This is a genomic window from Rhizobium sp. Root483D2 (genome assembly GCF_001426685.1).
In the GTDB taxonomy this organism is placed as follows: Bacteria; Pseudomonadota; Alphaproteobacteria; order Rhizobiales; family Rhizobiaceae; genus Pararhizobium; species Pararhizobium qamdonense.
Genome location: NZ_LMFB01000009.1, coordinates 215,189 through 239,244 on the forward strand (window position 1 = coordinate 215,189; position 24,056 = coordinate 239,244).

At 58.4% G+C, this 24,056-nt stretch carries 23 protein-coding genes; 18 read left to right on the forward strand and 5 right to left on the reverse strand.

The window, feature by feature from the left end; translation table 11 throughout:
* Nucleotides 1-15 precede the first annotated feature (15 nt).
* The 11 genes from gspG (at nucleotide 16) to ASD32_RS07605 (ending at nucleotide 9,570) form a co-directional block, all read left to right on the forward strand.
* Nucleotides 16-468, forward strand: coding sequence for a type II secretion system major pseudopilin GspG (gene gspG / locus ASD32_RS07555; protein WP_156383104.1), 453 nt, complete (start codon nucleotides 16-18; stop codon nucleotides 466-468).
* A 67-nt stretch (nucleotides 469-535) separates the two neighbouring features.
* Entirely contained in the window at nucleotides 536-1,492 is a 957-nt protein-coding gene (locus tag ASD32_RS07560; protein WP_156383092.1) for a PilN domain-containing protein, read from the forward strand.
* Nucleotides 1,493-1,508: 16 nt separating this feature from the next.
* Nucleotides 1,509-2,075, forward strand: coding sequence for a type II secretion system protein GspM (gene gspM, locus ASD32_RS07565; protein WP_280139417.1), 567 nt, complete (start codon nucleotides 1,509-1,511; stop codon nucleotides 2,073-2,075).
* A 9-nt stretch (nucleotides 2,076-2,084) separates the two neighbouring features.
* Nucleotides 2,085-2,612 carry a hypothetical protein gene (locus ASD32_RS07570; RefSeq protein WP_060637400.1) on the forward strand — a complete coding sequence of 176 codons (528 nt, stop codon included), beginning with the start codon at nucleotides 2,085-2,087 and terminating at the stop codon, nucleotides 2,610-2,612.
* On the forward strand, nucleotides 2,609-3,484 hold the full coding sequence (locus ASD32_RS07575; protein WP_060637401.1) for a hypothetical protein: 876 nt from the start codon (nucleotides 2,609-2,611) through the stop codon (nucleotides 3,482-3,484). The genes ASD32_RS07570 and ASD32_RS07575 overlap by 4 nt, the downstream gene beginning before the upstream one ends.
* Nucleotides 3,445-5,118 (forward strand): GspE/PulE family protein, encoded by a 1,674-nt coding sequence (locus tag ASD32_RS07580; protein WP_244490124.1) that lies wholly within the window; start codon nucleotides 3,445-3,447, stop codon nucleotides 5,116-5,118. Before ASD32_RS07575 ends, ASD32_RS07580 begins: the two co-directional genes overlap by 40 nt.
* Nucleotides 5,119-5,306: 188 nt before the next feature.
* Nucleotides 5,307-6,320: a type II secretion system F family protein gene (locus ASD32_RS07585; protein ID WP_244490125.1), complete on the forward strand. Its 1,014-nt coding sequence runs from the start codon at nucleotides 5,307-5,309 to the stop codon at nucleotides 6,318-6,320.
* Nucleotides 6,320-6,796: a GspH/FimT family pseudopilin gene (locus tag ASD32_RS07590; RefSeq protein ID WP_280139418.1), complete on the forward strand. Its 477-nt coding sequence runs from the start codon at nucleotides 6,320-6,322 to the stop codon at nucleotides 6,794-6,796. Before ASD32_RS07585 ends, ASD32_RS07590 begins: the two co-directional genes overlap by 1 nt.
* Nucleotides 6,786-7,181, forward strand: a complete 396-nt coding sequence (locus tag ASD32_RS07595; RefSeq protein WP_060637405.1) for a type II secretion system protein — start codon at nucleotides 6,786-6,788, stop codon at nucleotides 7,179-7,181. The genes ASD32_RS07590 and ASD32_RS07595 overlap by 11 nt, the downstream gene beginning before the upstream one ends.
* Complete coding sequence (locus tag ASD32_RS07600) at nucleotides 7,111-7,821, forward strand: prepilin-type N-terminal cleavage/methylation domain-containing protein (RefSeq protein ID WP_082546679.1); 711 nt, start codon at nucleotides 7,111-7,113, stop codon at nucleotides 7,819-7,821. Before ASD32_RS07595 ends, ASD32_RS07600 begins: the two co-directional genes overlap by 71 nt.
* Nucleotides 7,822-7,989: 168 nt before the next feature.
* A complete protein-coding gene (locus ASD32_RS07605) occupies nucleotides 7,990-9,570 on the forward strand; it encodes an FAD-dependent oxidoreductase (RefSeq protein WP_082546680.1) in 1,581 nt (526 codons plus the stop codon).
* Between the two features lie 15 nt (nucleotides 9,571-9,585).
* On the opposite strand, the gene ASD32_RS07610 is transcribed toward ASD32_RS07605, so the two are convergent.
* Nucleotides 9,586-10,416: a hypothetical protein gene (locus tag ASD32_RS07610; RefSeq protein WP_156383093.1), complete on the reverse strand. Its 831-nt coding sequence runs from the start codon at nucleotides 10,414-10,416 to the stop codon at nucleotides 9,586-9,588.
* Nucleotides 10,417-10,944: 528 nt separating this feature from the next.
* On the opposite strand from ASD32_RS07610, the gene ASD32_RS07615 reads away from it, so the two are divergent.
* The 4 genes from ASD32_RS07615 (at nucleotide 10,945) to ASD32_RS07630 (ending at nucleotide 16,099) form a co-directional block, all read left to right on the forward strand.
* On the forward strand, nucleotides 10,945-12,441 hold the full coding sequence (locus ASD32_RS07615; protein WP_060637409.1) for an aldehyde dehydrogenase family protein: 1,497 nt from the start codon (nucleotides 10,945-10,947) through the stop codon (nucleotides 12,439-12,441).
* A gap of 65 nt (nucleotides 12,442-12,506) precedes the next feature.
* Nucleotides 12,507-14,135 carry a choline dehydrogenase gene (locus tag ASD32_RS07620; RefSeq protein ID WP_060637410.1) on the forward strand — a complete coding sequence of 543 codons (1,629 nt, stop codon included), beginning with the start codon at nucleotides 12,507-12,509 and terminating at the stop codon, nucleotides 14,133-14,135.
* 67 nt (nucleotides 14,136-14,202) lie between these two features.
* A complete protein-coding gene (locus tag ASD32_RS07625) occupies nucleotides 14,203-15,162 on the forward strand; it encodes a 3-keto-5-aminohexanoate cleavage protein (RefSeq protein ID WP_060637411.1) in 960 nt (319 codons plus the stop codon).
* A 193-nt stretch (nucleotides 15,163-15,355) separates the two neighbouring features.
* Nucleotides 15,356-16,099 carry a GntR family transcriptional regulator gene (locus ASD32_RS07630; protein WP_162252648.1) on the forward strand — a complete coding sequence of 248 codons (744 nt, stop codon included), beginning with the start codon at nucleotides 15,356-15,358 and terminating at the stop codon, nucleotides 16,097-16,099.
* Nucleotides 16,100-16,165: 66 nt separating this feature from the next.
* Here ASD32_RS07630 and ASD32_RS07635 read toward each other — a convergent pair whose 3' ends face one another.
* From ASD32_RS07635 to ASD32_RS07650, 4 genes are all read right to left on the reverse strand, one after another.
* Nucleotides 16,166-16,954, reverse strand: coding sequence for an SDR family oxidoreductase (locus tag ASD32_RS07635; RefSeq protein WP_060637413.1), 789 nt, complete (start codon nucleotides 16,952-16,954; stop codon nucleotides 16,166-16,168).
* A gap of 14 nt (nucleotides 16,955-16,968) precedes the next feature.
* Nucleotides 16,969-18,456, reverse strand: a complete 1,488-nt coding sequence (locus tag ASD32_RS07640) for a sugar ABC transporter ATP-binding protein (RefSeq protein ID WP_060637414.1) — start codon at nucleotides 18,454-18,456, stop codon at nucleotides 16,969-16,971.
* Between the two features lie 26 nt (nucleotides 18,457-18,482).
* A complete protein-coding gene (locus ASD32_RS07645) occupies nucleotides 18,483-19,415 on the reverse strand; it encodes a substrate-binding domain-containing protein (protein WP_060637415.1) in 933 nt (310 codons plus the stop codon).
* 124 nt (nucleotides 19,416-19,539) lie between these two features.
* A complete protein-coding gene (locus ASD32_RS07650; RefSeq protein ID WP_060637416.1) occupies nucleotides 19,540-20,514 on the reverse strand; it encodes an ABC transporter permease in 975 nt (324 codons plus the stop codon).
* A gap of 212 nt (nucleotides 20,515-20,726) precedes the next feature.
* Between ASD32_RS07650 and ASD32_RS07655 the strand changes: the two genes are divergently transcribed.
* The 3 genes from ASD32_RS07655 to ASD32_RS07665 all read left to right on the forward strand — a co-directional run bounded on the left by ASD32_RS07655 (nucleotide 20,727) and on the right by ASD32_RS07665 (nucleotide 24,054).
* Nucleotides 20,727-21,536, forward strand: a complete 810-nt coding sequence (locus tag ASD32_RS07655) for a transketolase (protein ID WP_060637417.1) — start codon at nucleotides 20,727-20,729, stop codon at nucleotides 21,534-21,536.
* On the forward strand, nucleotides 21,536-22,507 hold the full coding sequence (locus ASD32_RS07660) for a transketolase family protein (RefSeq protein ID WP_060637418.1): 972 nt from the start codon (nucleotides 21,536-21,538) through the stop codon (nucleotides 22,505-22,507). Before ASD32_RS07655 ends, ASD32_RS07660 begins: the two co-directional genes overlap by 1 nt.
* Nucleotides 22,508-22,584: 77 nt before the next feature.
* Nucleotides 22,585-24,054: an FGGY-family carbohydrate kinase gene (locus ASD32_RS07665; RefSeq protein WP_060637419.1), complete on the forward strand. Its 1,470-nt coding sequence runs from the start codon at nucleotides 22,585-22,587 to the stop codon at nucleotides 24,052-24,054.
* The last annotated feature ends 2 nt before the right edge of the window (nucleotides 24,055-24,056 follow it).

The window sequence follows — 24,056 nt, forward strand, 5'->3', positions numbered from 1 at the left end:
CCGTCGATGATGCGTATGCTCTCCTCCCGTTTCCAAATGTTCAGGGCAAGGCGAAAGCGGTCTGCCGAACTGGAGGCTGGTTTCTCGCTGGTGGAGCTTCTTGTCGTTTTGGCGATCATCGCCATGACCACCGCAATCGTCGCTCCCCGCGTCCTTGGCTATCTCGGCTCCGCACGAACCGATAGCGCCAAGGTTCAGGTGAAAAATCTCGAAAGCGCGCTTGAACTCTATTTTCTGGATTCGGGCCGGTATCCGACACAGGAAGAGAGCTTGGCGGCTCTTTCAACCCGTCCAGCAGGCAGTCCTGTCTGGAACGGCCCCTATTTGAAGGATGCCGGAGATCTGAGGGATCCTTGGGGCAACGTCTACCAGTACCGGGCTCCGGAGGGTGACACTTCCTTTGCTGTGATTTCGCTGGGGAGGGACGGCAAAACAGGGGGCGAAGGGGAAGACCGTGACATCCCTTAGCGCATCGCCATCCTTTTCGCGCCTGAGCGACGGCTGCCTCGATTTCTTCGTCTGGTGGCAGAACGAGATGCTGCAGATGCGGCCGCACCTGCCCTGGAGAAAGACGAAACAACGGGATCAACGTCAGGTCGTGATCGGCAAGTCCGGCTTCTCGCTTGATGGTGGCGCCTTCCAGCCCCTGTCAACGATGGGTGAGACGTTGCTCGCATTGAAGGCGGCCGGAGATTTTCAGGATGACGCGATCCGACTTGTTCTGAATGACACAAGATATCTCGAACGGACCATTTCACACCGGCGGCTTCCGCTATCGATCTTGAAACGGGCTGCCGAGCTGGACATCCTCACGGAAACGCCATTCCGCGTCGAAGACGTCAAAATTCTTCTGTCAGAGCCGCACAAACGCGATGCCACCTATTTCATTTTACGGCGTGACGTCATTGACGAGTTGAGAACGCAATTTCGGCATGCCGGGGTTGAGGTCTCCGGTATTTATCTGGGATCCGGGCAGGTCGAGGTACTCTCCGGCTTGCGGCCGGCAGATTTTTCGCAACGGCCGCACCGGGATATTCGCCGGACACTCAACTGGCTTCTTGCACTTTTGATTGTTCTTGGCTGCTTGTTTTGCGCTTACCAGGTTCAGCAAAAGACATCTACCGCAGCGGCCGTGCTTGAGGTTGAAATCGGCGAGGCCAGCAAACAGGCGCATGCCGCCCGGGCCCGTTACGATCAATATGCGAAAAAATCCCAGCAGTTGCAGGCGCTCAAACAGTCGAAAAAGCTGGAGGTGGTCAAGGCTTGGGAAGAACTCAGCCGCATTCTTCCTGACACCGCATTCCTGACTGATCTGACCATCAAGGACGAGAGAGTTGCAATAGCCGGCTTCTCGGAAAAACCGGCAACGCTGATCGGCAGTATCGAGGCAAGCGCCTTGTTTCAACGGGCGCAATTTACATCTCCTGTGGTGAAGGTTCCGGGATTCGCCGGGGATAATTTTCACATTTCATTCGAGCAGGAAGAGCAATAGAATGCTGGCTTCCCTGATGAATGCCACGAACCGGACACAGCGCATCGTTGCATTGGTTTTTGCCGTGGTGATGGTCGCCGGGTTGGCCGGCGTGATCCAGATGGCGGTGACAAGCCTTTATTCCGGCTACACGGCCATCGACGAGAAGAGAGCCTTGCTCGGCAAGCTTAAAGCCATCGCTACTGCAGGCGTGTCATTCGAAGCGCAACTGCTTCCCGAAAATGACGGAAACCCGATGCTTTTGAGCGGCGAGAATGAAGCCGTCATGAGCGCTGCCTTGCAATCCTGGCTGCAGGATGTGGTTGGCACAGCCGGGGGGCAGATAAACTCCGTCAACAATGTCAGCGAAACCGGTGAAAACGGCTTCAGGATGATTGGGCTTAAAGCCAACCTGTCCGGAAGCATGGAGGTTGTTCATCGCACCATCGCATCGATCGAAAACAACCAGCCGAGGCTTTTCATCAAAGAGGTGGTGCTGAACTCGACCTACCAGCAAACATCAGCCGAAGAAAACCTGCCTGCCGAACTGACGGCCACGATTGTCTTTCTGGGTGCTTCCGGTGCTCCAGGCAAACCGCTGTAGGGAGATCGAATGACCCTGCAAAATACGATTTTAGGGATCATCGGGGTCGTAGCCGTGGGCATAATGTCCGTCTGGTCATATCAGCTCCAGATCGCAACGACGGCCATTCCAGCTGAATTCGCATTTACCGGTATCGAACACCTGCGGGAAGATGACAGCCTATCGGCAGATGGGGCCGGCGCGGAAACCACGGAGACATACGCCCGCCCGTTATTTTCGAAAAACAGGCGCCCGTTTCAAACGGCGGAAACAACCGAGCCGGATTTGCAACCGGCTCCTCCGGTCATGGTGGAGGAAGAGACGTCAGCCGTTGCAGTCGAACGGCCGCAGCTGAAACTGTTGGGCACGGAATCCGTGGCGAAGATACCAAGTGCATTGATCACGATGGAGGATACGGGAACGAGCGCATGGTTTCACCAGGGCGACCTGATTACCGGCTGGCGCATAACCAGGATCGGGACAGACGATATTGAGCTTTCTCATGAAACTGACCAGGACTTGAGTTTTAACCTTTCCCTGTATCCGGATGCACAATGATGTCTTGCAGTGACGGCATCAAACCCAATGAGGGAAACGATGGTTTCGGCCTGATCACAGCGCTGATGTTCGTTCTTCTCGTCGCGGCGGTGATTACACCCCTCGCCGTGCTTGGGCGTGGCCAAGTCTTGGCGTCGGCCTATAGTACGCGGCGCACGGCGTTCGAGTTGCTTTCGCCCGGCCTTTCGCTTGTCGCCTACGCCGGCCAGCCGAAATCTCCGATCTTGACCGGCTGGCAGCAATGCATGGGCGATGGCAAGGTTTTCTATCTGCACATACAGGATCAGAACGGTCTGATCGGCCTGAACAGCGCGAGCAACGCTCTTTTGAAGATCGGTTTTCTATCGCTCGGTTATATCGAAAGCGATGCCACGCGATTTGCCGATCGCATCGAAATCTATCGGGAGATTGGCTCTGATGAACCGGGAACGGACAAGGATGCCGCGTTCATTGTAAAACATGCGCCCTTCGAGAATATTGCCGAACTCTACGATGTGCTCACGCCTCCTCTTCCGGACCTTGGGAAAATAGCGCGTATCTTCACCATTCAGAACAAAACCGACACTGTCACGATTGCACATTCGCCCCCAGCTCTTCGCCGGCAACTGGAGCGGCATGACCAGGCACTGCAATTTGCGGCAGCTGGTAATCTGCCGTCGGGGCATGCCGAAATTTCATTTGCGGAATTCAAGGCGGGGGAGCCTTCCGGATTTTTATCGACGGTGATGCTTGCCAGCGCGACCGGAGACGGCGCCTCTCCAAACATTCTGCAGAAGGAGACGGTGTTCACCAGCTTGAGCACTCTGGATCTTGACCCGATGGCGCCGATGCCATGCCCGGACCTTCTAAAGAGATTGACGGAGGGGCTATGATGCGAGCGCATGGGCACAGCATATCTGAGACTGATTTCATCGAATTCCTAAGGGGCAAAGGCGTCCTCTCTGTCGAATCGGCCCACCGGATCTCGGCCGCCATACGCTCAAGCCCATTGCCGTTCGATGTTGTGATCACGGAGCTTGGCCTATTGACCGAGGCCAGCCTGGCTGAATGGTTTAGGACCTATTTAGACGTACCACGCACGGTATTCCCGGCACCTTTCTCCATGGTCCCCGGCCTGGAGACCTATGATCTGGACTTTGCCAGAACACGAGGCGCCATTCCGATTGGTCTGGAGGAAGGCGAGTTGCTGGTCGCATTCGCCAATCCGCTTGAGAAGGGTTTGCTGGAAACCCTCACCTATTATTTTCAACGGGAAATCCAGATCAGAGTCTTTCCGCGAAAGGAGATTGTGCTGGCGATCGATGCGGTGGCGGCGCATTCGCAGATCGCAACCAACGATGACAATGCTCCCGCTGAGCAATCCGCCTTTGACAACGATGTCGATCGATTGAGGGATATCGCGCTGGAGGCGCCGATCATCAATTTCGTGGCAAAGATGGCGCAGAACGCATTCGATGCCGACGTGACCGATATCCACATCGAACCCTTTTCGGATCGGGTCCAGATCCGGTATCGCCGCGACGGCGTGCTCTCTCGCAGTGACACCGTTCAGAAATCGATGCTGTCAGGCATTGTCACCCGCATCAAGATCTTGTCCGGGCTTAACATTGTCGAGCGCCGCCTGCCCCAGGACGGCCGCATGCGGCTTTCGATCCGAGGCACGGAGATCGATTTTCGCGTGTCGATCGTTCCAAGCCTGCATGGAGAGACGATCGTTTTGCGCCTGCTCAGAAACCTGAATGTTTCGAGCGACTTGTCCGATTTGGGTTTTGACGGCGAAGCCCGCCGCACGATTTCTCAACTGGCGCAATCATCGAACGGAATGGTGGTTGTTACCGGCCCGACAGGCAGTGGCAAGACGACAACGCTCTATTCCCTGGTAAGCTTGCTCAACAAGGAAGGAGTAAAGATATTCACCATCGAGGACCCGGTGGAATATCAGCTTGAAGGCATTACCCAGCTTCAGGTCAATTCCGCCATCGCCCTCGACTTCGCACGTTCCTTGAGATCGGTCCTGAGACAGGATCCGGATATCATCCTGGTTGGTGAAATTCGTGACAAGGAAACAGCGCAGATTGCCATACAGGCCGCGCTGACCGGACATCTGGTGCTGACCACCTTGCATACCAACACTGCCGCTGGCGCTTTCACGCGTCTGCGGGATATGGGGATTGAAGAATATTTGATCGCATCGACGATCCGCGGCGTGATCGCGCAACGTCTGGTTCGCTTGCTGTGCCCGTCCTGCAGCGAGGATGAGGTGACCGAATGCCCGGCTTGCCGTGGCACCCGCTATTCCGGCCGAACAGTCATCTACGAAGTTCTGGAGGCGGGAGGCCGTGTGTCGGCGCTGGTGGGGTCCGGCGCGACAGAGACGGAAATCGTCAAACAGGCTGTTGCCGATGGCATGACGACGATGGCGGCCTGCGCATCCAGATTGGTTGATGCGGGCGTCACCTCGAAATTGGAAGTTTCCCGGGTTCTCAACACGGCGGCGGAAACGTGACCAGATTTTCATATCGCGCCTATGGCAAGGACGGAACCGAGACAAAAGGCATCATCGACGCAGGAAACCGGCTGGAGGCGGCTCGGCTGGTATCAAAAAGTGGGCGCAAGCTTGTTGATCTCAGAGAAGAGACGGCGAGCTTCGGTACGATCTCCGGCATCTGGGCGCAGATCGCTCCGCAACATTCGATGAATTACCATCGCCTGTTCTCGGAACTTGCCATTCTGCTGCAGGCGGGCTTCCCTATCGACGCTGCACTCAAGGCAATCGCCGCAAGTCAGAAAGGCAAATCCGGCCTTGCTGAAATCGTTGAAGCGATCGGATCCGGCAGCTCTTTTTCCGAGGCTGTGGCGAAGCGCTCCGACGCCGATCCGGCCGTCACTGCTTTGGTCGTCAGCGGCGAACATAGTGGACGTCTGGACGAAGTGGTTCTGGTACTGGCGGCCATGTTTGAAGAGGAGAAGAAGAGAAAGGCGGATGTGCTGGAGGCCCTGCTCTATCCCGCTTTTCTGGTGCTGATGATGTTCTTTGCCGTTGGGATCATCATGTTCGCCCTGGTGCCGGCGATCGATCCGGTATTTGAAGGCCTTGCCGATAAACGGCCAATGTTGATTTCCGTGCTGGCGGCGGGCCGGCTTTTTCTTCTCTCCTATGGCTGGCTCCTCCCAATCGGCCTTCTTTTGGCCGCAGCTGCGATTGTGTACGCTCGCCGGACGGTGGCGGGGCGCGACACCCTCTCCCTTCTCTGGCTCAAAATACCTTTCCTCGGCCGGATCAGCGGCGCGCGCGGCTGCGCACGATATCTGCAAGTCCTGGGAATGCTTCTTGCAAACGGGGTGCCGATGAAAAAGGCGCTGGAACTGTCAGCGCGATCCTGTCCAGTCACCGCATATCAGCCAGGAATGACGGCGATCAGAAGTGCTGTCACAGCCGGCATGCCGTTCCGGCAGGCGGCCCGGGAATCAAACCTTTTTGACAGCACCAGCATGTCGCTGATCGAGATCGGCGACGAGGCAAACAGACTGGCGGACGCACTCAAGCGCGCCGCATTTCTGCTGGAAACAGAGGCGAGCCGTGATATTCGCCGGGTTCTGACGCTCTTGACCCCAGTGATCACGATTGTCATGGGTGGCGCGATCGGCGGTATCGTCGTCTCCGTCATGGACGCCCTGCTCAGCATCAACAATCTGGCCGTCCAATGATGAAACCGAGGGCCTCCGCACCAGCGACGGCGACAGCAGGCTTTAGCCTAATAGAAATGCTGGTCGTCCTGGCGATTGTTTCGGCGGTCGCGGGGATCGCAGCCGTTTCGGTACATCAGGTCCGAAATGGCAGGTCGCCTTACACCTATGCGGCCGATATCGCCGGGAGCATGACGGCGCAACGATATCGCGCCATGAACACCGGGCGCATTCAAACATCGGACATTGATATCGAAAGAAAGACAATCTCCAATTCAGGACAAAGGGGACGCATCGCGATTCCTAAAACATGGGACTTTTCGGTCACGATCGGCCGTGGCCCAACACCGGGAGAAACCGTTCCGCAGATCATATTCCTCCCGGATGGCACCTCGTCTGGCGCAGAAATCACGGTTCGAAACCAGAGTGGTGAGGCAGCTTATGTCCGTGTCAATTGGTTGACCGGACTGACGGAATATTCTCGCAATGCGTTCTGAAGACAATATCGGATTTTCGCTTCTCGAAGTCTTGGTCGCTTTCGTGATCCTGTCTGCAGCACTGGTTGCGGCAAACCAGTCTCTGTCCTACTCGTTTCGATCCTTCGCCTCTGCCAAGACGGCGCGGGCGGCTGATCGTGTCGCCGAGGAAATCTTTGCCGAACGGCTGCTTCTATCAAATCAGCCGAGCGAGGAAGAAGGCGTTACGTCCAGCGGCCTCAAATGGAACCTGAAACGTGAACCGTTGTCACTTGGGCGAGAAAACAGTGAAATCACGGCGGAAAAATTGATCCTGGACGTGATCTCGCAGGCAGATGGCCGCGCCGCCCGGCGTTATGTTTCCTATGGTCTTGTCCAATCGCGTGGCACCGGCGATGCACCATAAAGGCGAGCGACAACCCGGCGAGAACGCGGCCGGGCAACAGTACCCGGATGACGCAGGTTTCACGCTGCTCGAAATGCTGGTGGTCCTGGTCCTCACGGCTGTGATGGCGGCAATGATGGTCGGTGGCATCCGCCAAATGCAGACCTGGACACAGATTGAGAAGCGGCAATCGGTGCAGTCAACATTGGAGGCCGCTGCCGATCATCTCTCCAGCGAATTGTCCGGTGCGCTTTCGCTGCCGGTCCTCGATCGCGGCGATGAGGCTTTCACGCCGATGATCGGGGACGCTGACAGCATCCGTTTCGTGGCCGTGATCCGAACCGGATTTTTGGCCAGGGGACTGCGGCAAACATCCTATGTGACGGAGCCATCGCCCATGGGCAAGGCTTTAGTCAGAAAATCCAGCCCCCACCGCCTGCCGCAGCAAGACGAGGTTCTGCCCATGCAATCGGACGAGTTGCAGGTGGGCGTGACCGGCCTTCAATTTTCCTATCTGACACTGGATGACGAGGAGGCGCCGACATGGCTGGGTACCTGGACGAGGCAGCCGAAACTCCCTGTGGCCGTGCGGGTCACGATTTCTCAGATCGTTGATCGTATTGAGCTGAGTGCATCGCGCACGATCTCGCTCGTGCAGTGATCACAGAACGAAGGGGTCAAACGCCACTTTAACGTGAAAATAATCATTCACCCGAGTTGCGGAAGATGCCGACTCGTGAAAAGAAAGCACTCGTATGGGTTGGTGAAAGCAGACGTTAATTGGCGGACGTCTTTCGTAAGACTCTTCCAAATTAATTAGGGCTGCCCGATGCGGATCAAAACTCTTTGCCTCTCTCTCTTGACCGGATTTTTGCTGAGCACATCGACGGGTTATGCCGCTTGCGATCGCGCTGACGTCGTTGTCTATGGCGGCACGCCGGGTGGTATCGCTGCGGCCATTCAGGCCGCGCGCTTGAAGAAAAAAGTCATTCTGCTGGAGCCGACGCAGCATGTTGGCGGCTTGATGTCGAACGGACTGACGAAGACAGACGCATCGCCACGGCCGAATGTCTACGGCGGCATCGTTGCGGAATTCCTTGCCCGCGCGAAAGAACGCTATAAGACCCCTGATCCAATCCGGATTTACTTTGAATCGAAATGGGCGGAATCGACTTTCGGAACGCTGTTGCGCTCTGCCAATGTGAAAGTTGAAAACGAACAGCGCATTTTGACAGTTGTCCGCGCCAACAAAGTCATCAAGGAAATTGGCATGACGTCCGGCCGCTCTTTCTGCGGGTCGGTGTTTATCGACGCCAGCTATGAAGGCGACCTGATGCAGAAGGCGGCAGTCGAAACGATCGCCGGCCGGGAAAGCCGCGATAAATACGGCGAGAGCGCCGCCGGTGTTCAGAAGCTGGAGCGGCCGCTCGTCGGCAACAAGTCCATCCTTGTTGATCCGTATGTCGTGCCAGGCAAGCGCGACAGCGGCCTGCTTCCCGGCGTGATCGACGTTGGTCAGAAAAATATCGGATCGGCAGACAATAGTATGATGGCCTTCAATTATCGGCTTTGCGTGACCCAAAATAAAAGCAATCGCATCCCCTTCACGCGGCCGGACGGTTACGATCCTCTTCGCTATGAAACAACAGCCAGATTCCTGGCGGCGCTTCAGAAAGCTAAAATTGCGGTCGGTCCGGGTCACTTCATCGGCAACGCGGCTGTGGTGGTGGGAAAGCTGGATGTGAATTCAACGCGTTACTTCTCCACCAATGTCTGGCACATCGGATATGACTATGCGACAGGCAATGAAGAAAAACGCAACCAGATCAGCACAATGGTCCGCAATCATATTCAGGGCTTGATGTGGTTTGCGCAATCGGATCCGCGCGTGCCGAAAGCCGTGAGAGATCACACCGCGAGCTTTGGTTATTGCGCCGACGAATTCACGGATAATGGCGGCTTCCCCCGCCAGATGTATGTGCGCCAGGCACGGCGGATGATCGGTCAGTTTGTCCTCACCCAAAAGAATCTTGCCGGCAAGACCACATACAACGACACCATCGGCCTCGGTTTCTATCCAATGGACGAGCACGGGATGATACGAACTGTCTTGAACGGCTATATCGCGGACGAGACACGCGCCAGTATTGGTGTCGGTCCCTATGAAATTCCCTATCGCGCCATGCTGCCGAAGAAGACACAGGTGACGAACCTCATCGTTCCCGTGGCAATCTCGGCAAGCCACGCCGCCTTTACATCGGTTCGTGTGGAGCCGACCTTCATGGTCCTTGGCCAAGCAGCGGGAGCAGCGGCGGCCCTTGCACCCGGTGGAAACGTCAACAATGTCAATATATCAACACTTCGAAGCACCTTGAAGCAGCACAAGCAGATCCTAAAATTCGGTAAGTGATCGGCAAACACGCATTCATGCCAATCCCTCCACTTCGCCCTCAAATGTCTCCTCCGCATCGGTCCTCAGAAAGATGAAAACCACGATTGCTGTGAGAAGGGTGATGCCGGTCAAGAGCAGCAGGAGATTGCTGAACGCCTGCGAATAGAGTGGCACCAGCGCCACGCGGTCCATCCCCGGCATGGCGTTTGCGGCCATGGTGATGTCTCCGGCGGCGAGCCTTTGGGCGGCGGTGGCGATGGCGGCTGGTGGGGCGTTTGCGTCCAATCTGCCCGCGATCAGCATGGACAGGATTGCGCCGACGACCGCCAGCGCCACGCCCTCGCCCGCCACTCTTGTGGTGCTGAAAATGCCGGTCGCCATGCCAGCGCGTTCCTTGGGCACGACGCTGACGGCCGGTCCGTCCATCAGACCCCAGGGCAGGCTGATCCCGGTACCGATGGTCAGCATCGGCAGGGCGATCATCCATGGCGGCGCACCGGCTGAGATCTGCGCCAGCCAGAACAGGCCGCCGGCCGAGATCAGCAGTCCTGTTCCACAGATCGTGGCTGGACGGAACCAGCGTGTCAGAAGCCCAGCCGCAATGGGCAGGATCAGCAGTGGCGCCGAGAGCGCGATCATCAGCGTACCCGCCGCGATCTCGCGTAGGCCTTCGATGCCGATAAAGCGTCCGGGAAGCAGGATCAGCAATACGACGAAGCCATAGGCTGGCGCTGCCGCAAGCAGTTGAACGCCGACAAAGCGTGGATAGGCAAACAGCGAGAGGTCGAGCATCGGCCGGGAGACCATCCGTTCGATCGCCACGAATATGACGAGGAGGAGCGACGCGCCGGTCAGCAATGTCACAACCCCAAAATCGCCCCATCCGCGCTCCGGCGCCAGCAGAATGCCGTAGGTGAAGAGACCAAGCGCTACAGTTTCGAACTTACGGCGTGGATACCGGTCTCCTCAGCCCGTATCACGCTCCTCCCAGATTGCCGTCGTCTGGCCGTCAACATGTCAAAACAGGATAAATCGGTCAATACTGTGATCACAGATCACGATAAGAAATTTCAGGCCGTTGGCCAAAAAATTATGGTTTTACGACAGTACGGAATAGTTATTCTATTGATATAAATGAATATTGCCCGGCGAGAATTTTTCTATGCTGCGCCCGCACAACGCAAATGCAGCAAAGAATATGATCATAATAATATTATTGTGATCACAGATCACGGTATTGACAGTTTTTTTTTATGCGCCTAGCGTCTGGCTCATGCGGTCGGGAGGACGATTGGCATGAGGCTCTGGAGACACCACTTTGACAGCGGTGCCGGAGATCTTTTGAGCAAAACGGTCGTGTTGGAGCGACGCCGGTTTCAAGGAGGAGAAGTCATGAATATCCTGGTCAAGAACGATTTCCTGAGCACGGAAGTATCGAATTTCGTGCGCGCCAAGCACTATCTGTTCATCAACAACAAGAAGGTACTGCCGCGGAGCGGAAAGACATTCGATGTGCTGAACCCGGCGAACGGCCAGAAAATCGCCGAAGCTCCGGAGGCAGGCCCAGAAGAGGTGGAAGACGCCGTCCGGGCGGCCCGCGCCGCGTTTGAGAGTGGCCCTTGGGCGCGGATGTCGCCGAACGATCGCGGCAAGTTGGTCTGGAAATTCGGCGAGCTTTTGGAAAAATACGGCGATGAGCTGGCGCAGATCGAAAGCCTCGATAATGGCAAGCCCGTCACCTATGCCCGCAATGTCGATGTGGCCTTCAGCGCCGAATTGATGCGCTATATGGCGGGGTGGTCGACCAAGATTTTGGGCAATAGCATTCCTGTTTCCCTGCCGGGCGACTGGCATGCCTATACCCTTCGCGAACCCGTCGGCGTATGCGCCCAGATCATTCCCTGGAACTTCCCGCTGCTGATGGCCGCCTGGAAGCTTGCGCCGGCGCTCGCCGCCGGTTGCACGATCATCCTGAAGCCGGCCGAGCAGACGCCGCTGAGCGCACTGCGCCTAGCCGACATCATTGCCGAAGCGGGGTTTCCGGCAGGTGTCGTCAACATTCTCACCGGCGACGGCCGGGTGGGTGCTGCCCTTGTCGAACATCCCGACATCGACAAGGTCGCATTCACCGGCTCTACGGAAGTCGGCAAGCTGATCATGAAGGGCGCCACCTCCAACCTGAAAAAAGTCAGCCTTGAACTCGGCGGAAAATCGCCGGCGATCGTCTTTGACGACGCCGATCTCGACGTTGCGATAGCCGGCGTTGCCAACGGCATCTTCTTCAATTCCGGACAATGCTGCACGGCCGGCTCGCGTATCTATGCCCACAAGAAGATTTTCGACAAGCTGATGGCCGGGCTCGCTCTGGAAGCCGGAAAAGCCAAGCTCGGCCTTGGCCTTGACCCGGCGACCACGGTCGGGCCGCTGATCTCCGACGAACAGTTTGGAAAGGTCTGCGGCTATCTCGAAGCCGGCCGCCGCGATGGCGCGGAAGTCGTGGCGGGCGGCAGCCGTTGGGGAACCGAAGGCTATTTTGTCCAGCCGACGGTTTTTGCGCATACGACACCGGAGATGTCTGTGGTGCGCGAAGAGATCTTTGGCCCCGTCGTCTGCGCCATGCCGTTCGATGACGACGATCTTGAGAGCCTGGCGCGAAAGGCCAATGATACGGTCTATGGCCTCGGTGCCAGCGTCTGGACCCGCGATATCGGCAGGGCCCACAAGATGGCCCGCCGCATCAAGGCGGGCACGGTCTGGATCAATTCACACCTGCCCAATGACGTCGCCCTCCCCTTCGGCGGTTTCAAGCAATCCGGCTTTGGCCGCGAAATGGGCTACGAGGCCATCGAGCTCTACACCCATGTGAAAACGGTCGCAGCCAGCCTGTAATCGGCCTGCCGCTGACGAAGCCATCGCGCGTGGTGGCTTCCTTTTCCCTATCCGGAGCAACGATTATGACCGACTATATCATTGTAGGAGGAGGCTCGGCAGGATGCGTCCTGGCCAACCGCCTTTCCGCAGACCCGACCGTCAACGTAACCCTGTTGGAAGCTGGCGGATGGGACAAGAGCATTTTCATCCATATGCCTGCAGGCTATTTTCAGCTGATGAAGACCGGCCGCATCGATTGGGGCTATCACACGGCGCCGCAGAAAAATCTCAACAACCGCACCATGTTTTGGCCGCGCGCCAAGGTTCTCGGCGGCTGCAGCTGCGTCAACGGGATGATCTATATCCGCGGCAATTCCAGCGATTACGACCAGTGGGCGCAGGCCGGCAATCGCAACTGGGCCTACGAAGAATGCCTGCCCTATTTCCGGAAATCGGAGACATGGGAAGGTGCCTCCGGCGAATTCCACGGCAATGACGGACCGCTGCGGACCAGCCGCCATGGTGTGCAGCATCCCTTGGCCAGGGCTTTTGTCGAAGCCGGTGTCCAGGCGGGTTATCCCCGCACCGACGATTTCAACGGTGCCCATCAGGAGGGTTTCGGCCCTTGCGACAGCACGATGACCGCCGATGGCAAGGCCAAACGCTCCAGTGCCTCGCAAGCCTATCTCCATCCGGTCCGCCACCGCAAAAACCTCTCGATCATCACCGGTGCGACGGTCAGCCGCGTCATCATCGAGAATGGCCGCGCCACCGGCGTCGAATATGTTTCCAACGGCCGGACAAACATCCTGCGCGCAGACCGCGAAGTCATTCTTTCCGGCGGCGCGATCAACTCGCCACAATTGCTGCAGCTTTCGGGCGTCGGCGATCCGCACCATCTGAAATCGCAGGGCATCAAGGTTCAGGCGGAACTTCGCGGCGTCGGCGAAAATCTGCAGGATCATCTCGCAATCGGATTGAAGAACCGCGTCACATCGCCGATTTCGCTGCTGCCGATGGTCAACCCGCTTCGGTCAGCGCTTGCGCTGGGACGTTACATGCTCAATGGAACGGGACCGGCGGCCTATCACGGCATCGAGGCTTTGGCCTTCGTCAAGACGCGGCCGGAAGCGATTGCCGCCGAACTGCAATATCACTTCATCATGATCATGTACGACGACCACGGCCGCAACATCATCCCCGAACATGGGTTCATGCCCTATTTCAACATTGCCCGGCCCAAAAGCCGCGGTTCGATCCGCATCAACTCGGCCGACCCTCTGAAACATCCAACCATCCAGCCCAACTACTTCGATGATCCCGACGACCTGCGCGTCATGCGCGAAGGCATCAAGATCAGCCGCGATATCGTCGCGCAGAAGGCTTTCGATCCCTATCGTGGCGAGGAATATGCGCCCGGCCGAGATGTCCGCACCGACAGGGAAATCGACGATTATCTGCGCGCCAGGATCGAGTCGATCTACCATCCCGTCGGGACCTGCAAGATGGGTTCGGATCCGATGGCCGTGGTGGACGACCGCTTGCGCGTGCATGGCGTGGACGGCCTGCGCGTCGTCGATGCTTCCGTCATGCCGACACTGGTTACGGGCAATACGAACGCACCCACGATCATGATTGCCGAACGGGCCGCCGACTTCATCATCAAGGGTGACGCGCAGTCCGCGCCGCAGGAAAAGCGGGCGTTTGCGTGACATCTGCCGAGAGCGCTTCCAACGGGTGCCGGTTAGAGGCATGCGTTACAACAACGGAAAAACGTCCATGACAGAGCATAAAGTCATTATTTCCTGCGCGGTGACGGGCGCCATCCACACGCCTTCAATGTCCCCCTATCTGCCGGTCACGCCGGCAGAGATCGCGGCATCCGCACTCGAGGCGGCCGACGCTGGCGCCGCCATCCTGCATCTGCACGCCCGCGACCCCATCACCGGCAAACCCGACCAAACGCCACAGGCTTTTGCGCCGTTTCTCGCCGAAATAGCCGCACGCACCGACGCGGTCATCAACCTGACGAGCGGCGGCAGCCCGTGCATGAAGATCGAGGAACGCATACAGCCGTCCATCGCCTTCAAGCCCGAGCTCGCGTCTCTAAATATGGGCTCGATGAATTTCGGCCTGTTTCCGATGCTCGACCGCTACAAGACGTTTCAGCATGACTGGGAACGGGAAGCACTGGAAAACAGCCGCGACCTGATTTTCCGCAATACGTTCAAGGATATCGAATATGCAGTATCTGCCCTTTCGGGCAACGGCACCCGCTTCGAGTTCGAGTGCTACGATACCAGCCATCTCTATAACCTCGCCCATTTCGCCGATCGCGGCCTGGTAAAGCCTCCGTTCCTGGTGCAGACCGTCTTCGGTATTCTCGGCGGCATCGGCACCCATCCGGACGATGTCCAGCACATGCGCCGGACTGCGGATCGTCTGTTTGGCAAGGATTATCGCTGGTCTGTTCTCGGCGCCGGCCGGGCACAAATGCCGGTCGCAGCGATGGCGGCTGCAACCGGCGGCCATGTTCGCGTCGGTCTTGAGGACAGTCTGTGGATGCGCCGGGGCGTTCTGGCCAAGACCAATGCCGAGCAGGTTCGCAACATCCGCAACATTATCGAGAATCTCGGCCTGACAATCGCCACACCTGATGAAGCCCGTGCGCTCCTGGATCTCAAAGGCAAAGCCTCGACGGCAATGCCGCAGAAAGCCTTGCTCGGGCAGGTGGGATAGTTTGCGAGGCGACGGATACGCTGCAATCAGTTTAAATCGGGATGTTGAATTTCAGTGATTTACCGGAACTCTTCGAAGTTTTCGACTGTTATATATTCGGCTGTTATATAAAGAATAATCCTGCAATAGGCTCTTCCGGCAGCCGCCACTTTCGCCTCAAGGGGCTCCGGAACCAATTTAAGGATCGATGCAAGTGACTGTGCAACAGGATAAGATAACCACGATCGACGTGCGAAGTGTGCACGAGCGTGTTTATGACGAGTTGCGCCGCTCGCTCCTCCAGGGCCATTATGCCGCAGGACAATCGCTCACCATAAGAGGGCTTGCTGCCACGCTCGGCACCAGCGAAATGCCGATCCGCGAAGCGATCAAGCGGCTGGTGGCAGAACGCATGATCGTCCAGCTTTCCAATCGCACCTTCCAGGTGCCGGAGCTGGAATGGGCCCAGTTCGAAGAATTGACCAGCCTTCGCATCTCCATCGAGGGCCTGGCCGCCAAACGCGCCGTCCCCAATATGGACGATGCCTTGCTGGGCAAACTTACAAGGCTTAACGCCACCATGAAAGCCGGGCTGCAGAACAACGATCGCGCGCTCGTTCTGCGCAGCAACCAGGAATTCCATTTCGCACTTTACGCCGCATCGGGGTCACCTTTGATGGTGGAACTGATCGAAATGCTATGGATGCGCAGCGGCCCTTACCTAGCCGAAGCAATCCAGAAAATCGATGACGCCAACTTTTTCTTCGCCCGCGCATCGGACATTCATGACACCCTGATCACCGCCCTGATCGCCAGAGACGAAGAAGCCGTCTTCCAGGCCTTGAAACAGGATCTATGGTCAACCGCATCCTGGTACAAAGACCGCATCGACATGGCCCGCAGCCATCCCCCCGACATCGCCCCCATGACATTCATCCGGTTTTCGGGTGACCGGTGATGGTTGATGTGTGAAGAGCGGTGGGTGCTGTCACTTTTGTGGATGGCGAGCTTTTTCGCCTCCTCATCACCAGCAGCAGAAGCCACCATCGACGAGCAGATCGACGCCGGTGACGTAGCTTGAGGCGTTTGACAAGAGGAATACGGCGGGGCCCACCATTTCATCGACATTGGCCATGCGCTGCATCGGCGTCTGTTCTTCAAACGATTTCGTCTGATGCACCATTTCAGGCCGGGTGTTCATTGGTGTCGCCGTGTAGCCAGGGCTGATCGTATTGACGCGGATACCGCGATCGACCCATTCCATCGCCATCGATTTGGTCATGTGGATGACGCCGGCCTTTGAGGCGTTGTAGTGGCACTGGTTCAGCCCGCGATTGACGATGACGCCGGACATGGAGGCGATGTTGACGATCGAGCCCCGGCCGGATTTCAGCATCGCCCGTGCTTCCGCCTGGCAGGAGAGAAATACGCCTTTCAGGTTGATGTCCATCATCGTCTGGAACTGGTGTTCCTCCATCTCCTCCGCCGGATTGGCATTGGCAATACCGGCGGCATTGACGGCCAGTGTCAAGGACCCGAGCTCCGCTTCGGTACGCGCAACCGCGTCGCTCAATGCCGCACTGCTGGTGACGTCGGCAGCGATCTGGACGCTGCGGCGTCCTGCCCGCGCAATGAAATCGGCAGTCGTTGCCAGGCCATCGTCCGTGCGGCGGTCGAGAAGCGCGACATCTGCGCCGCATTGCGCGATCCCCACGGCGATCCGCTGCCCGATACCGCTGCCTGCACCGGTCACTATTGCAACATTTCCGGACAGATCGAACAGTTTTTGCGCGTCGAGCTTGATGACAGACATTGAGCATTTCCTCTTTAAATGGTCGCCAGTTCCATGACCGAGACGTCGTTGGCGTCTTCGCGGTTCAGGATGCCGGCTTGTTTTCCCTGGGCCATGACCATGATGCGGCTGGAGACGCCCAGCACCTCCTCAAGGTCAGAGCTGACCACGATCACCGCAACGCCCCCGCGTGCGAGATCCATGATCAGATCATAGATGGATGAGCGCGCGCCGACATCGATGCCGCGCGTCGGTTCGTCCAGAACCACGACCTGCGGCTTTCGCGCCAGCCATTTTGCCAGCACCACCTTCTGCTGGTTCCCGCCTGAAAGTTCACCGGCATTTTGTCCGCCGCGCCCCTTGACGCCGAACCGCTTGATGAATTCATCGGCAAATTCGCGGATACGGCGCGACGATATCCAGCCGTTGCGGGAGATTTCACCGAGATTGGCATAGGCAATATTTTCCGCGATCGAATGCTCGAGCACCACGCCCTGCAGCTTGCGATCCTCCGGGACGAGAACGATGCCGTTGCGGATCGCATCGATCGGCGATCGCGGCGTGACCGGCTTTCCATGCAGCAGGACCTCGCCTGCGGAGATGGGATCGGCTCCGGTGATGGCACGTACCAGCTCGGTACGTCCGGCACCCATCAGGCCGGCAATGCCGAACACTTCGCCCTTGCGAACCGAGAAATTGATATCGCGGAACGTATTGGAGGGCGAAGAGAGCCCGCGAACCTCAAGCGCAACATGGTCCGACGGGGCTGGAAGAGCGGGGAACATACGCTCCAGCGAGCGCCCAACCATCGCCTCGACAATGGTGCGGATCGGAACATTGCCGGTGTCAAACTCCTGCACTTTCGCGCCGTCGCGCATGACGACGATGCGGTCTGCAATCTGACGGATTTCTTCAAGACGGTGCGAGATATAGATGATGCCGACCCCGTCTGCCTTTAACCGCTCGATTTGCTGGAACAGAAGCTGGGTTTCCTCGCCGCCAAGTGCGGCCGTCGGTTCGTCGAGAATGAGGAGACGTGCATTCAGCGTCAGCGCTTTGGCAATCTCGATCAGCTGCTGCTTTCCGGTCGACAAGCCCTCGACCAGCCGGTCGGGCGAGACGTCGAGACCCAGTCTCTTCAGGCCGCTTCTTGCACGCTCTTCCATGCCGGCACGATCGACGCGGCCGGCCTTCATCGGATAGCGCCCGACGAAAACATTTTCGGCAATGGACAGTTTGGGGAGCAGTTTCAGCTCCTGGTGGATCATGCCCACGCCTTCATCCATGGCGGCGCGGGGGGAGGCGGGGGCATAGGCTGCCCCCGACCAGGTCATCTCTCCGGCAGACGGTTGAACGGTGCCTGAGATAATGTTCGACAGGGTGGATTTTCCCGCCCCGTTTTCACCAAGCAGCGCCACGACCTCTCCCGCGTAGATATCGAGATCGACACCGTGGAGAACCTTGATCGGACCGTAGGATTTCTGGACCCCACGGAGCGAGAGGATGGGAGAGCGGGTCGTCATGGCGCTGCCTTTCGCATCAGAACGGATTACGGATGGTTCTTGACGAATTCCGGCGCATTTTCGCAGGTTGTCAGAACCGCATTCGGGGTCTGGCGCTCTTCGACCTTCTGGCCGGCGGCAACCGCAATCGCGGATTCGACAGCCAGGACACCCATTTTCTGCGTGCTCTGGGTTGCCGTTGCAATATACGGGCCCTTGCATTTGGCGAGATATTCCAGCGCCGAGACGTCGCCGTCATAACCACCGATGATCACCTTGTCGGAGAGGTTGGCGACATCGACAGCCTTGGCTGCACCCATGGCAAGACCATCGGCCTGGCCGAAGATGATCGTGATTTCCGGGTTTGCCTGCAGCATGTTCTGCGCGATCGAGAAGCCCTCGTCCGCCGACCACATATTGCTCCACTGCTGATCGACCAGCTCGACGCCCTTGTTCTCGTCGATGGCGCGCTTGCAGCCGGTGAAGCGATCGACTTCCGGCGTCGTGCCTTTCTGGCCATGGATGATCGCCATCTTGCCGGCGCCGCCAGCCTTGCCGATGATGTATTTGCAGACTTCATAGGCAGACTCGACGCTTTCGCCGGCGATGAACGTATCACCTGGCGCGCCTTCGGGCGTGCGATCGACATTGATAACGGGAATTCCGGCTTCGCGGGCGAGGCGCGTCGGAACGGCGGCGGCAGCGGCACCGGCCGGGATATAGATGAAGGCGTCGATATCCTGCGTCATCAGGTCCTGCACCTGACTGACCTGCGTGTTCGTATCGTTCTTCGCATCGACCACGACGACCTCGATGCCTTTTTCCTTGGCATGCTTTTCGACGCCCAGCTTGATCTGGTTGAAGAAGTCAGCCTGGAGATTGGGAACGGCAAGACCGATTTTCTTGATTTCGGCAGCACTTGCCGGCAGGGCCAGCAGCGAGGCAGCGGTTGCCGCCAAAAGAATTTTGGACAGTTTCATGGTTTCTCCTCCAAGTTACCCGGTGATCCCCTGCCCTCGCAGGCGCCACCGTCCTTTTTGCCGGCCCGCACCATTGCGAACCGTTTTCACCACCTCGCCGCACTCCCGCAGCGAGATGAAATTCCTATTTGCGCTTGCGGTAGGTTTCCGCCGTGACGGCGAGCACGATGACGGCGCCGATGATGACCTGCTGCAGGAAGGGCGAGACGCTGAGCAGGTTGAGACCATTGCGCAGCACGCCGATGATCAGAACCCCGATGATCGTGCCGCCGATGCCGCCGGTGCCGCCCGACAGCGAGGTGCCGCCGATCACGACCGCAGCAATCGCATCGAGTTCATAGGACACGCCCGAAGACGGCTGAACGGAATCGAGCCGGGCCGCCAGCACCATGCCGGCGAGGCCGGCGAGCAAGCTGCACACCACATAGACGAGAACGGTGGCGCGCTGGACATTGATGCCGGCAAGGCGTGCCACTTCCGGGTTCCCGCCGATGGCATAAAGTACCCGGCCTCCATGGCGGTAACGCTGATAGAGAAGGCCAATGATGAAAACCACCACCATCACGGCAACCGTCAACGTCACGAAGCCGCCGAAACGCACGATGGCCATCATGTTGAACCAGGCGGGAAAACCGATGATCTGCTGGCCGTCGGTGATCATGTTGGCGATGCCACGCGCAATCGACATCATCGCGAGCGTTGCAATGAAGGGCGGCACGTTGAATCGTGTGATCAATAATCCCGCGATCAATCCGTTCAGCGAGGCGGCGCAAAGCGCCAGCGCGATCGCCAGCGGCATCGGCACTCCGAGCACAACATTGAGATAGCCGAGCACCATCATGGCCAGCGCCATGACCGAGCCGACGGCAAGATCGATGCCGCCGATGAGAATGACCAGCGTCATGCCCACGGCCATGACGCCAAGGACGGTGATCTGATCGAGCACATTGAGGAAATTCCGCACCGACATGAACTTGTCTGTCGCGAAGGTGAGGAAAAGGCAGAGCACGATGAGCCCGATCAGCGGGCCGGTCGCCCCACGCAGGGACGGAAGCAATCCGCCGGCAAAAGCCCGTCTTTCCTTGATTGCCGCCACCATCAGCGCTTCTCCTCCAAGCCCGACCGCTACATGGAGTGAGCGGTACGCATAAATATTCACTAACGTGTGTAAATTCGTAACTGGCATTAATCTGACTGTCAATACATCATCAAGTGCTTATTTTTCGCCGGGACAGTCACGTTTTGGCTTGACTTGCCAGAAGTCCATGCAAATATAAAGGCAACTGTATATTTATTCACAGAGAGGGTTTCATGCAGCCGAACGATCTCGACCGTATCGCTCAACAGATCCGTCTGCGCGATCTGCAAGCGGTTTTCGAAGCTGGCGCCGGCCATATCGGCGGGGAAATGTCCGCCATCGACATTCTGACGGCGCTGTATTTCCGCGTTCTGCGTATCTGGCCGGATCAGCCGAAGAACCCGGAGCGGGACCGGTTTGTCCTGTCCAAAGGCCATGTTGCCCTCGCGCTTTACGTGACACTCGCCAAACGGGGCTTTATCCCTGAGGAAGAGGTGAGCACGTTTTTAAAGCCGCATTCGCGTCTCAACGGCCACCCGAATTGCAACAAGGTGCCCGGCGTCGAGACCAACACTGGTCCGCTCGGCCACGGCCTGCCGGTTGCCGTCGGCATGGCGAAAGCGGCCAAGCTGACCGGTGCTGCCTATCACACCTATGTCATGACCGGCGACGGCGAGATGCAGGAGGGTTCCAACTGGGAGGCCATCGCGTCGGCTGCTCAGTTCGGCCTGAACAATCTCACGCTGATCATCGACCACAACCGCTTTCAGCAGGGGGCATCGCTGCAAGACACCAACAATCTTGCGCCTTTCCCCTCCAAGCTCTCAGCTTTCGGCTGGGATGTCAGCGAGATCAACGGCAACGTCATGAACGAGATCGTTCCGGCTCTCGAAAAGCGCGGTTCGCGCCCGCATTGCATCGTTGCCCATACAAATAAGGGTCATGGCATTTCCTTCATGCAGGATACCGTCGATTGGCATCACAAGGTGCCGAACGCTGACCAGTACAAGATTGCCGTGGCTGAGCTTTCGGAGGCCCTTTGATGACAGACGTGACGAACTCCCCCAAGCTGCACGATTGCCGCGATGCTTTCGTTGCCGTGCTCGAACGCCTCGGCGCGGACAATCCGAAGATCGTCGCGGTGTGCAACGATTCCGTCGGCTCTTCCAAGCTTGGAAATTTCAAGTCGAAATGGCCGGAACGCCTGGTCAATGTCGGCATCGCCGAGCAGACCATGGTCGGTGTCGGCGCGGGCCTGGCCAATGGCGGCCTGCTGCCATTCGTCTGTGGCGCTGCCTGCTTTCTGACTGGCCGGTCGCTGGAACAGATCAAGGCCGACATCGCCTATTCCAATGCGAATGTGAAGCTGATCGGCATCTCCTCGGGCATGGCTTACGGCGAACTCGGCCCGACGCACCATTCGATCGAGGATTTTGCTTGGACGCGCGTCATCCCCAATCTTCCGGTTATTGCACCCTGCGATTCCATCGAGACGGCGGCGGCGGTCGAATGGGCGGCGCGTTATGATGGCCCGGTATTCCTTCGGCTATCGCGCGTCGGCGTGCCGGATCTGCTGCCGGCCAATCATACGTTCGAACTCGGCAAGGCAAACCTGCTGCGGGACGGCGATGCCATTACCCTGATTGCCAATGGCACGCTCACGCACCGGATGGTGAAAGCCGCCGAAATACTGTCGGCTCAGGGCATCGAAGCGCGCGTTCTCAACATGGCCACAGTTCGTCCGATCGACATCGATGCCGTGGTGGCAGCGGCTCATCAGACCGGCGCAATCCTAACCGCAGAAGAACACTCGACCTTTGGCGGCCTGGGCTCGGCCATTGCCGAGGTTGTGGTGGCGGAAGCGCCCGTGCCCATGAAAATCCTCGGCGTACCCGGCATCTTCGCACCGACCGGATCAGCCGAGTTCCTGCTCGACGAATTCGGCATGTCCCCCGCGGCCGTCGCGGAAGCGGCGATTGCGCTGATTGCACGCAAGTCTAACCGCGCATCCTGATGTAGGGTTTAGAGTTCGTGCCGGGCGCGGCCGGACCTCCCGGGCCGCGCCCTCAATTCCTGCTTTCCGGAGCCGCCATGACGACCGCCATCCTCGCCATCGACCAGGGCACCACGAATTCAAAGGCTGTGCTTGTCTCCACCGCCGGCGAAATCCTGTCGCGTGGATCGTCCCCGGTTGGGATAGAACATCCGCAGCCCGGCTGGGTCGAGCAAAACCCGATGCGCGTGTGGGAATCGGTAAAGGAAGCCATTGCCGCCTGTCTGAAGGCCGGTCCTGCCATCGACATCCTCGGCATCGCAATTTCCAACCAGCGCGAATCCGTTGCCGTATGGGATGCGGTTACGGGCGAACCGCTTGGTCCGGTGGTCAGCTGGCAATGCCGGCGCAGTGCACCGGCTTGTGCAGAACTGATCGCGGCCGGCCATGCGCCGCGCGTGCAAGCGTTGACCGGTCTTCCGATCGATCCGATGTTCCCCGGCCCGAAGATGCGCTGGCTGCTCGACCGCGTCCCTTCAGGCCGTGACATCCGGCTCGGCACGATCGACGCGTGGCTAATCCATTGTTTCACGGATGGCGCGGTGCATGCGTGCGACACGGCCAATGCCGCCCGCAGTCAGCTTTTTGATCTGAACAATCAGGTCTGGAGCGACGAACTCTGCGCGCTCTTTGGCGTGCCTAAATCCACACTGCCCGAAGTCCGCGACAGCGCCGCCCGGTTTGGCGTAACCCGCAATGTGCCAGGCCTTGCGGACGGCATCCCGATTGCCGCAGCCATCGGGGACAGCCATGCCGCGCTGTTTGGACATGGCGCATTCCATCCCGGCGACGGCAAGGTGACCTTTGGCACCGGCTCGTCGATCATGACGACGCTTCCGCGTTTCATTGCGCCCGAGCAAGGCATCACCACGACGATCGCCTGGTCGATCGGCGGCAAGCCGACCTATGCCTTCGAGGGCAATATTTTGGTGTCCGCAGCATCTCTTCCATGGATGGCCGAGATGCTCGGGCTTCCCGACGTGCAGGCCCTGACCGAACTTGCAGCCACCGCACAGTCCGGTGGTCCTGGCTTCGTGCCCGCCTTTGTCGGCCTCGGCGCCCCCTACTGGCACTCCGATGCGCGCGCGCTGTTTGCGGGCATCACCTTCGGGACAACACGCGCCCAGATGGCACGCGCCGTGACGGATTCGATCGCTTTCCAGGTCCACGACGTCTTCAGGGCTATGGCGTCGCAGTCTCCTGCCCCGCTTGGACGGCTCTATGCGGACGGCGGGCCGAGCCGCAATGATTTCCTGATGCAATGCGTGGCCGATACGCTGAACCACGCCATCATCCAATGTGACGCGCCGGAAGCCTCGGCCCTTGGAGCAGCCTATCTTGCCGGACTGTCGCTGGGTGTCTGGCCCGATCTCGCGGCAATCGCGGCTTTGCCGCGCATCGGCAATCCGATAGCCCCGCGCGCCGGGGATACGCCGGAACGCTTGCAAGTCTGGCAGGATGCAATCTACCGCTCGACCGTTTCCAGCCCTTCATCTATGAGTGAATAAAA

Bases quoted from the DNA above. Each gene is read 5' to 3' on its own strand.
- ASD32_RS07605 (WP_082546680.1), top strand. From the start codon at position 7,990: ATGCGGATCAAAACTCTTTGCCTCTCTCTCTTGACCGGATTTTTGCTG.
- ASD32_RS07560 (WP_156383092.1), top strand. From the start codon at position 536: ATGCTGCAGATGCGGCCGCACCTGCCCTGGAGAAAGACGAAACAACGG.
- ASD32_RS07585 (WP_244490125.1), top strand. From the start codon at position 5,307: ATGAATTACCATCGCCTGTTCTCGGAACTTGCCATTCTGCTGCAGGCG.
- ASD32_RS07640 (WP_060637414.1), bottom strand. From the start codon at position 18,456: ATGACGACCCGCTCTCCCATCCTCTCGCTCCGTGGGGTCCAGAAATCC.
- ASD32_RS07650 (WP_060637416.1), bottom strand. From the start codon at position 20,514: ATGGTGGCGGCAATCAAGGAAAGACGGGCTTTTGCCGGCGGATTGCTT.
- gspM (WP_280139417.1), top strand. From the start codon at position 1,509: ATGAATGCCACGAACCGGACACAGCGCATCGTTGCATTGGTTTTTGCC.
- ASD32_RS07645 (WP_060637415.1), bottom strand. From the start codon at position 19,415: ATGAAACTGTCCAAAATTCTTTTGGCGGCAACCGCTGCCTCGCTGCTG.
- ASD32_RS07570 (WP_060637400.1), top strand. From the start codon at position 2,085: ATGACCCTGCAAAATACGATTTTAGGGATCATCGGGGTCGTAGCCGTG.
- ASD32_RS07660 (WP_060637418.1), top strand. From the start codon at position 21,536: ATGACAGACGTGACGAACTCCCCCAAGCTGCACGATTGCCGCGATGCT.
- ASD32_RS07665 (WP_060637419.1), top strand. From the start codon at position 22,585: ATGACGACCGCCATCCTCGCCATCGACCAGGGCACCACGAATTCAAAG.
- ASD32_RS07625 (WP_060637411.1), top strand. From the start codon at position 14,203: ATGACAGAGCATAAAGTCATTATTTCCTGCGCGGTGACGGGCGCCATC.
- ASD32_RS07600 (WP_082546679.1), top strand. From the start codon at position 7,111: ATGGCCGCGCCGCCCGGCGTTATGTTTCCTATGGTCTTGTCCAATCGC.
- ASD32_RS07615 (WP_060637409.1), top strand. From the start codon at position 10,945: ATGAATATCCTGGTCAAGAACGATTTCCTGAGCACGGAAGTATCGAAT.
- gspG (WP_156383104.1), top strand. From the start codon at position 16: ATGCTCTCCTCCCGTTTCCAAATGTTCAGGGCAAGGCGAAAGCGGTCT.
- ASD32_RS07575 (WP_060637401.1), top strand. From the start codon at position 2,609: ATGATGTCTTGCAGTGACGGCATCAAACCCAATGAGGGAAACGATGGT.
- ASD32_RS07580 (WP_244490124.1), top strand. From the start codon at position 3,445: ATGCCCGGACCTTCTAAAGAGATTGACGGAGGGGCTATGATGCGAGCG.
- ASD32_RS07655 (WP_060637417.1), top strand. From the start codon at position 20,727: ATGCAGCCGAACGATCTCGACCGTATCGCTCAACAGATCCGTCTGCGC.
- ASD32_RS07635 (WP_060637413.1), bottom strand. From the start codon at position 16,954: ATGTCTGTCATCAAGCTCGACGCGCAAAAACTGTTCGATCTGTCCGGA.
- ASD32_RS07590 (WP_280139418.1), top strand. From the start codon at position 6,320: ATGAAACCGAGGGCCTCCGCACCAGCGACGGCGACAGCAGGCTTTAGC.
- ASD32_RS07620 (WP_060637410.1), top strand. From the start codon at position 12,507: ATGACCGACTATATCATTGTAGGAGGAGGCTCGGCAGGATGCGTCCTG.
- ASD32_RS07595 (WP_060637405.1), top strand. From the start codon at position 6,786: ATGCGTTCTGAAGACAATATCGGATTTTCGCTTCTCGAAGTCTTGGTC.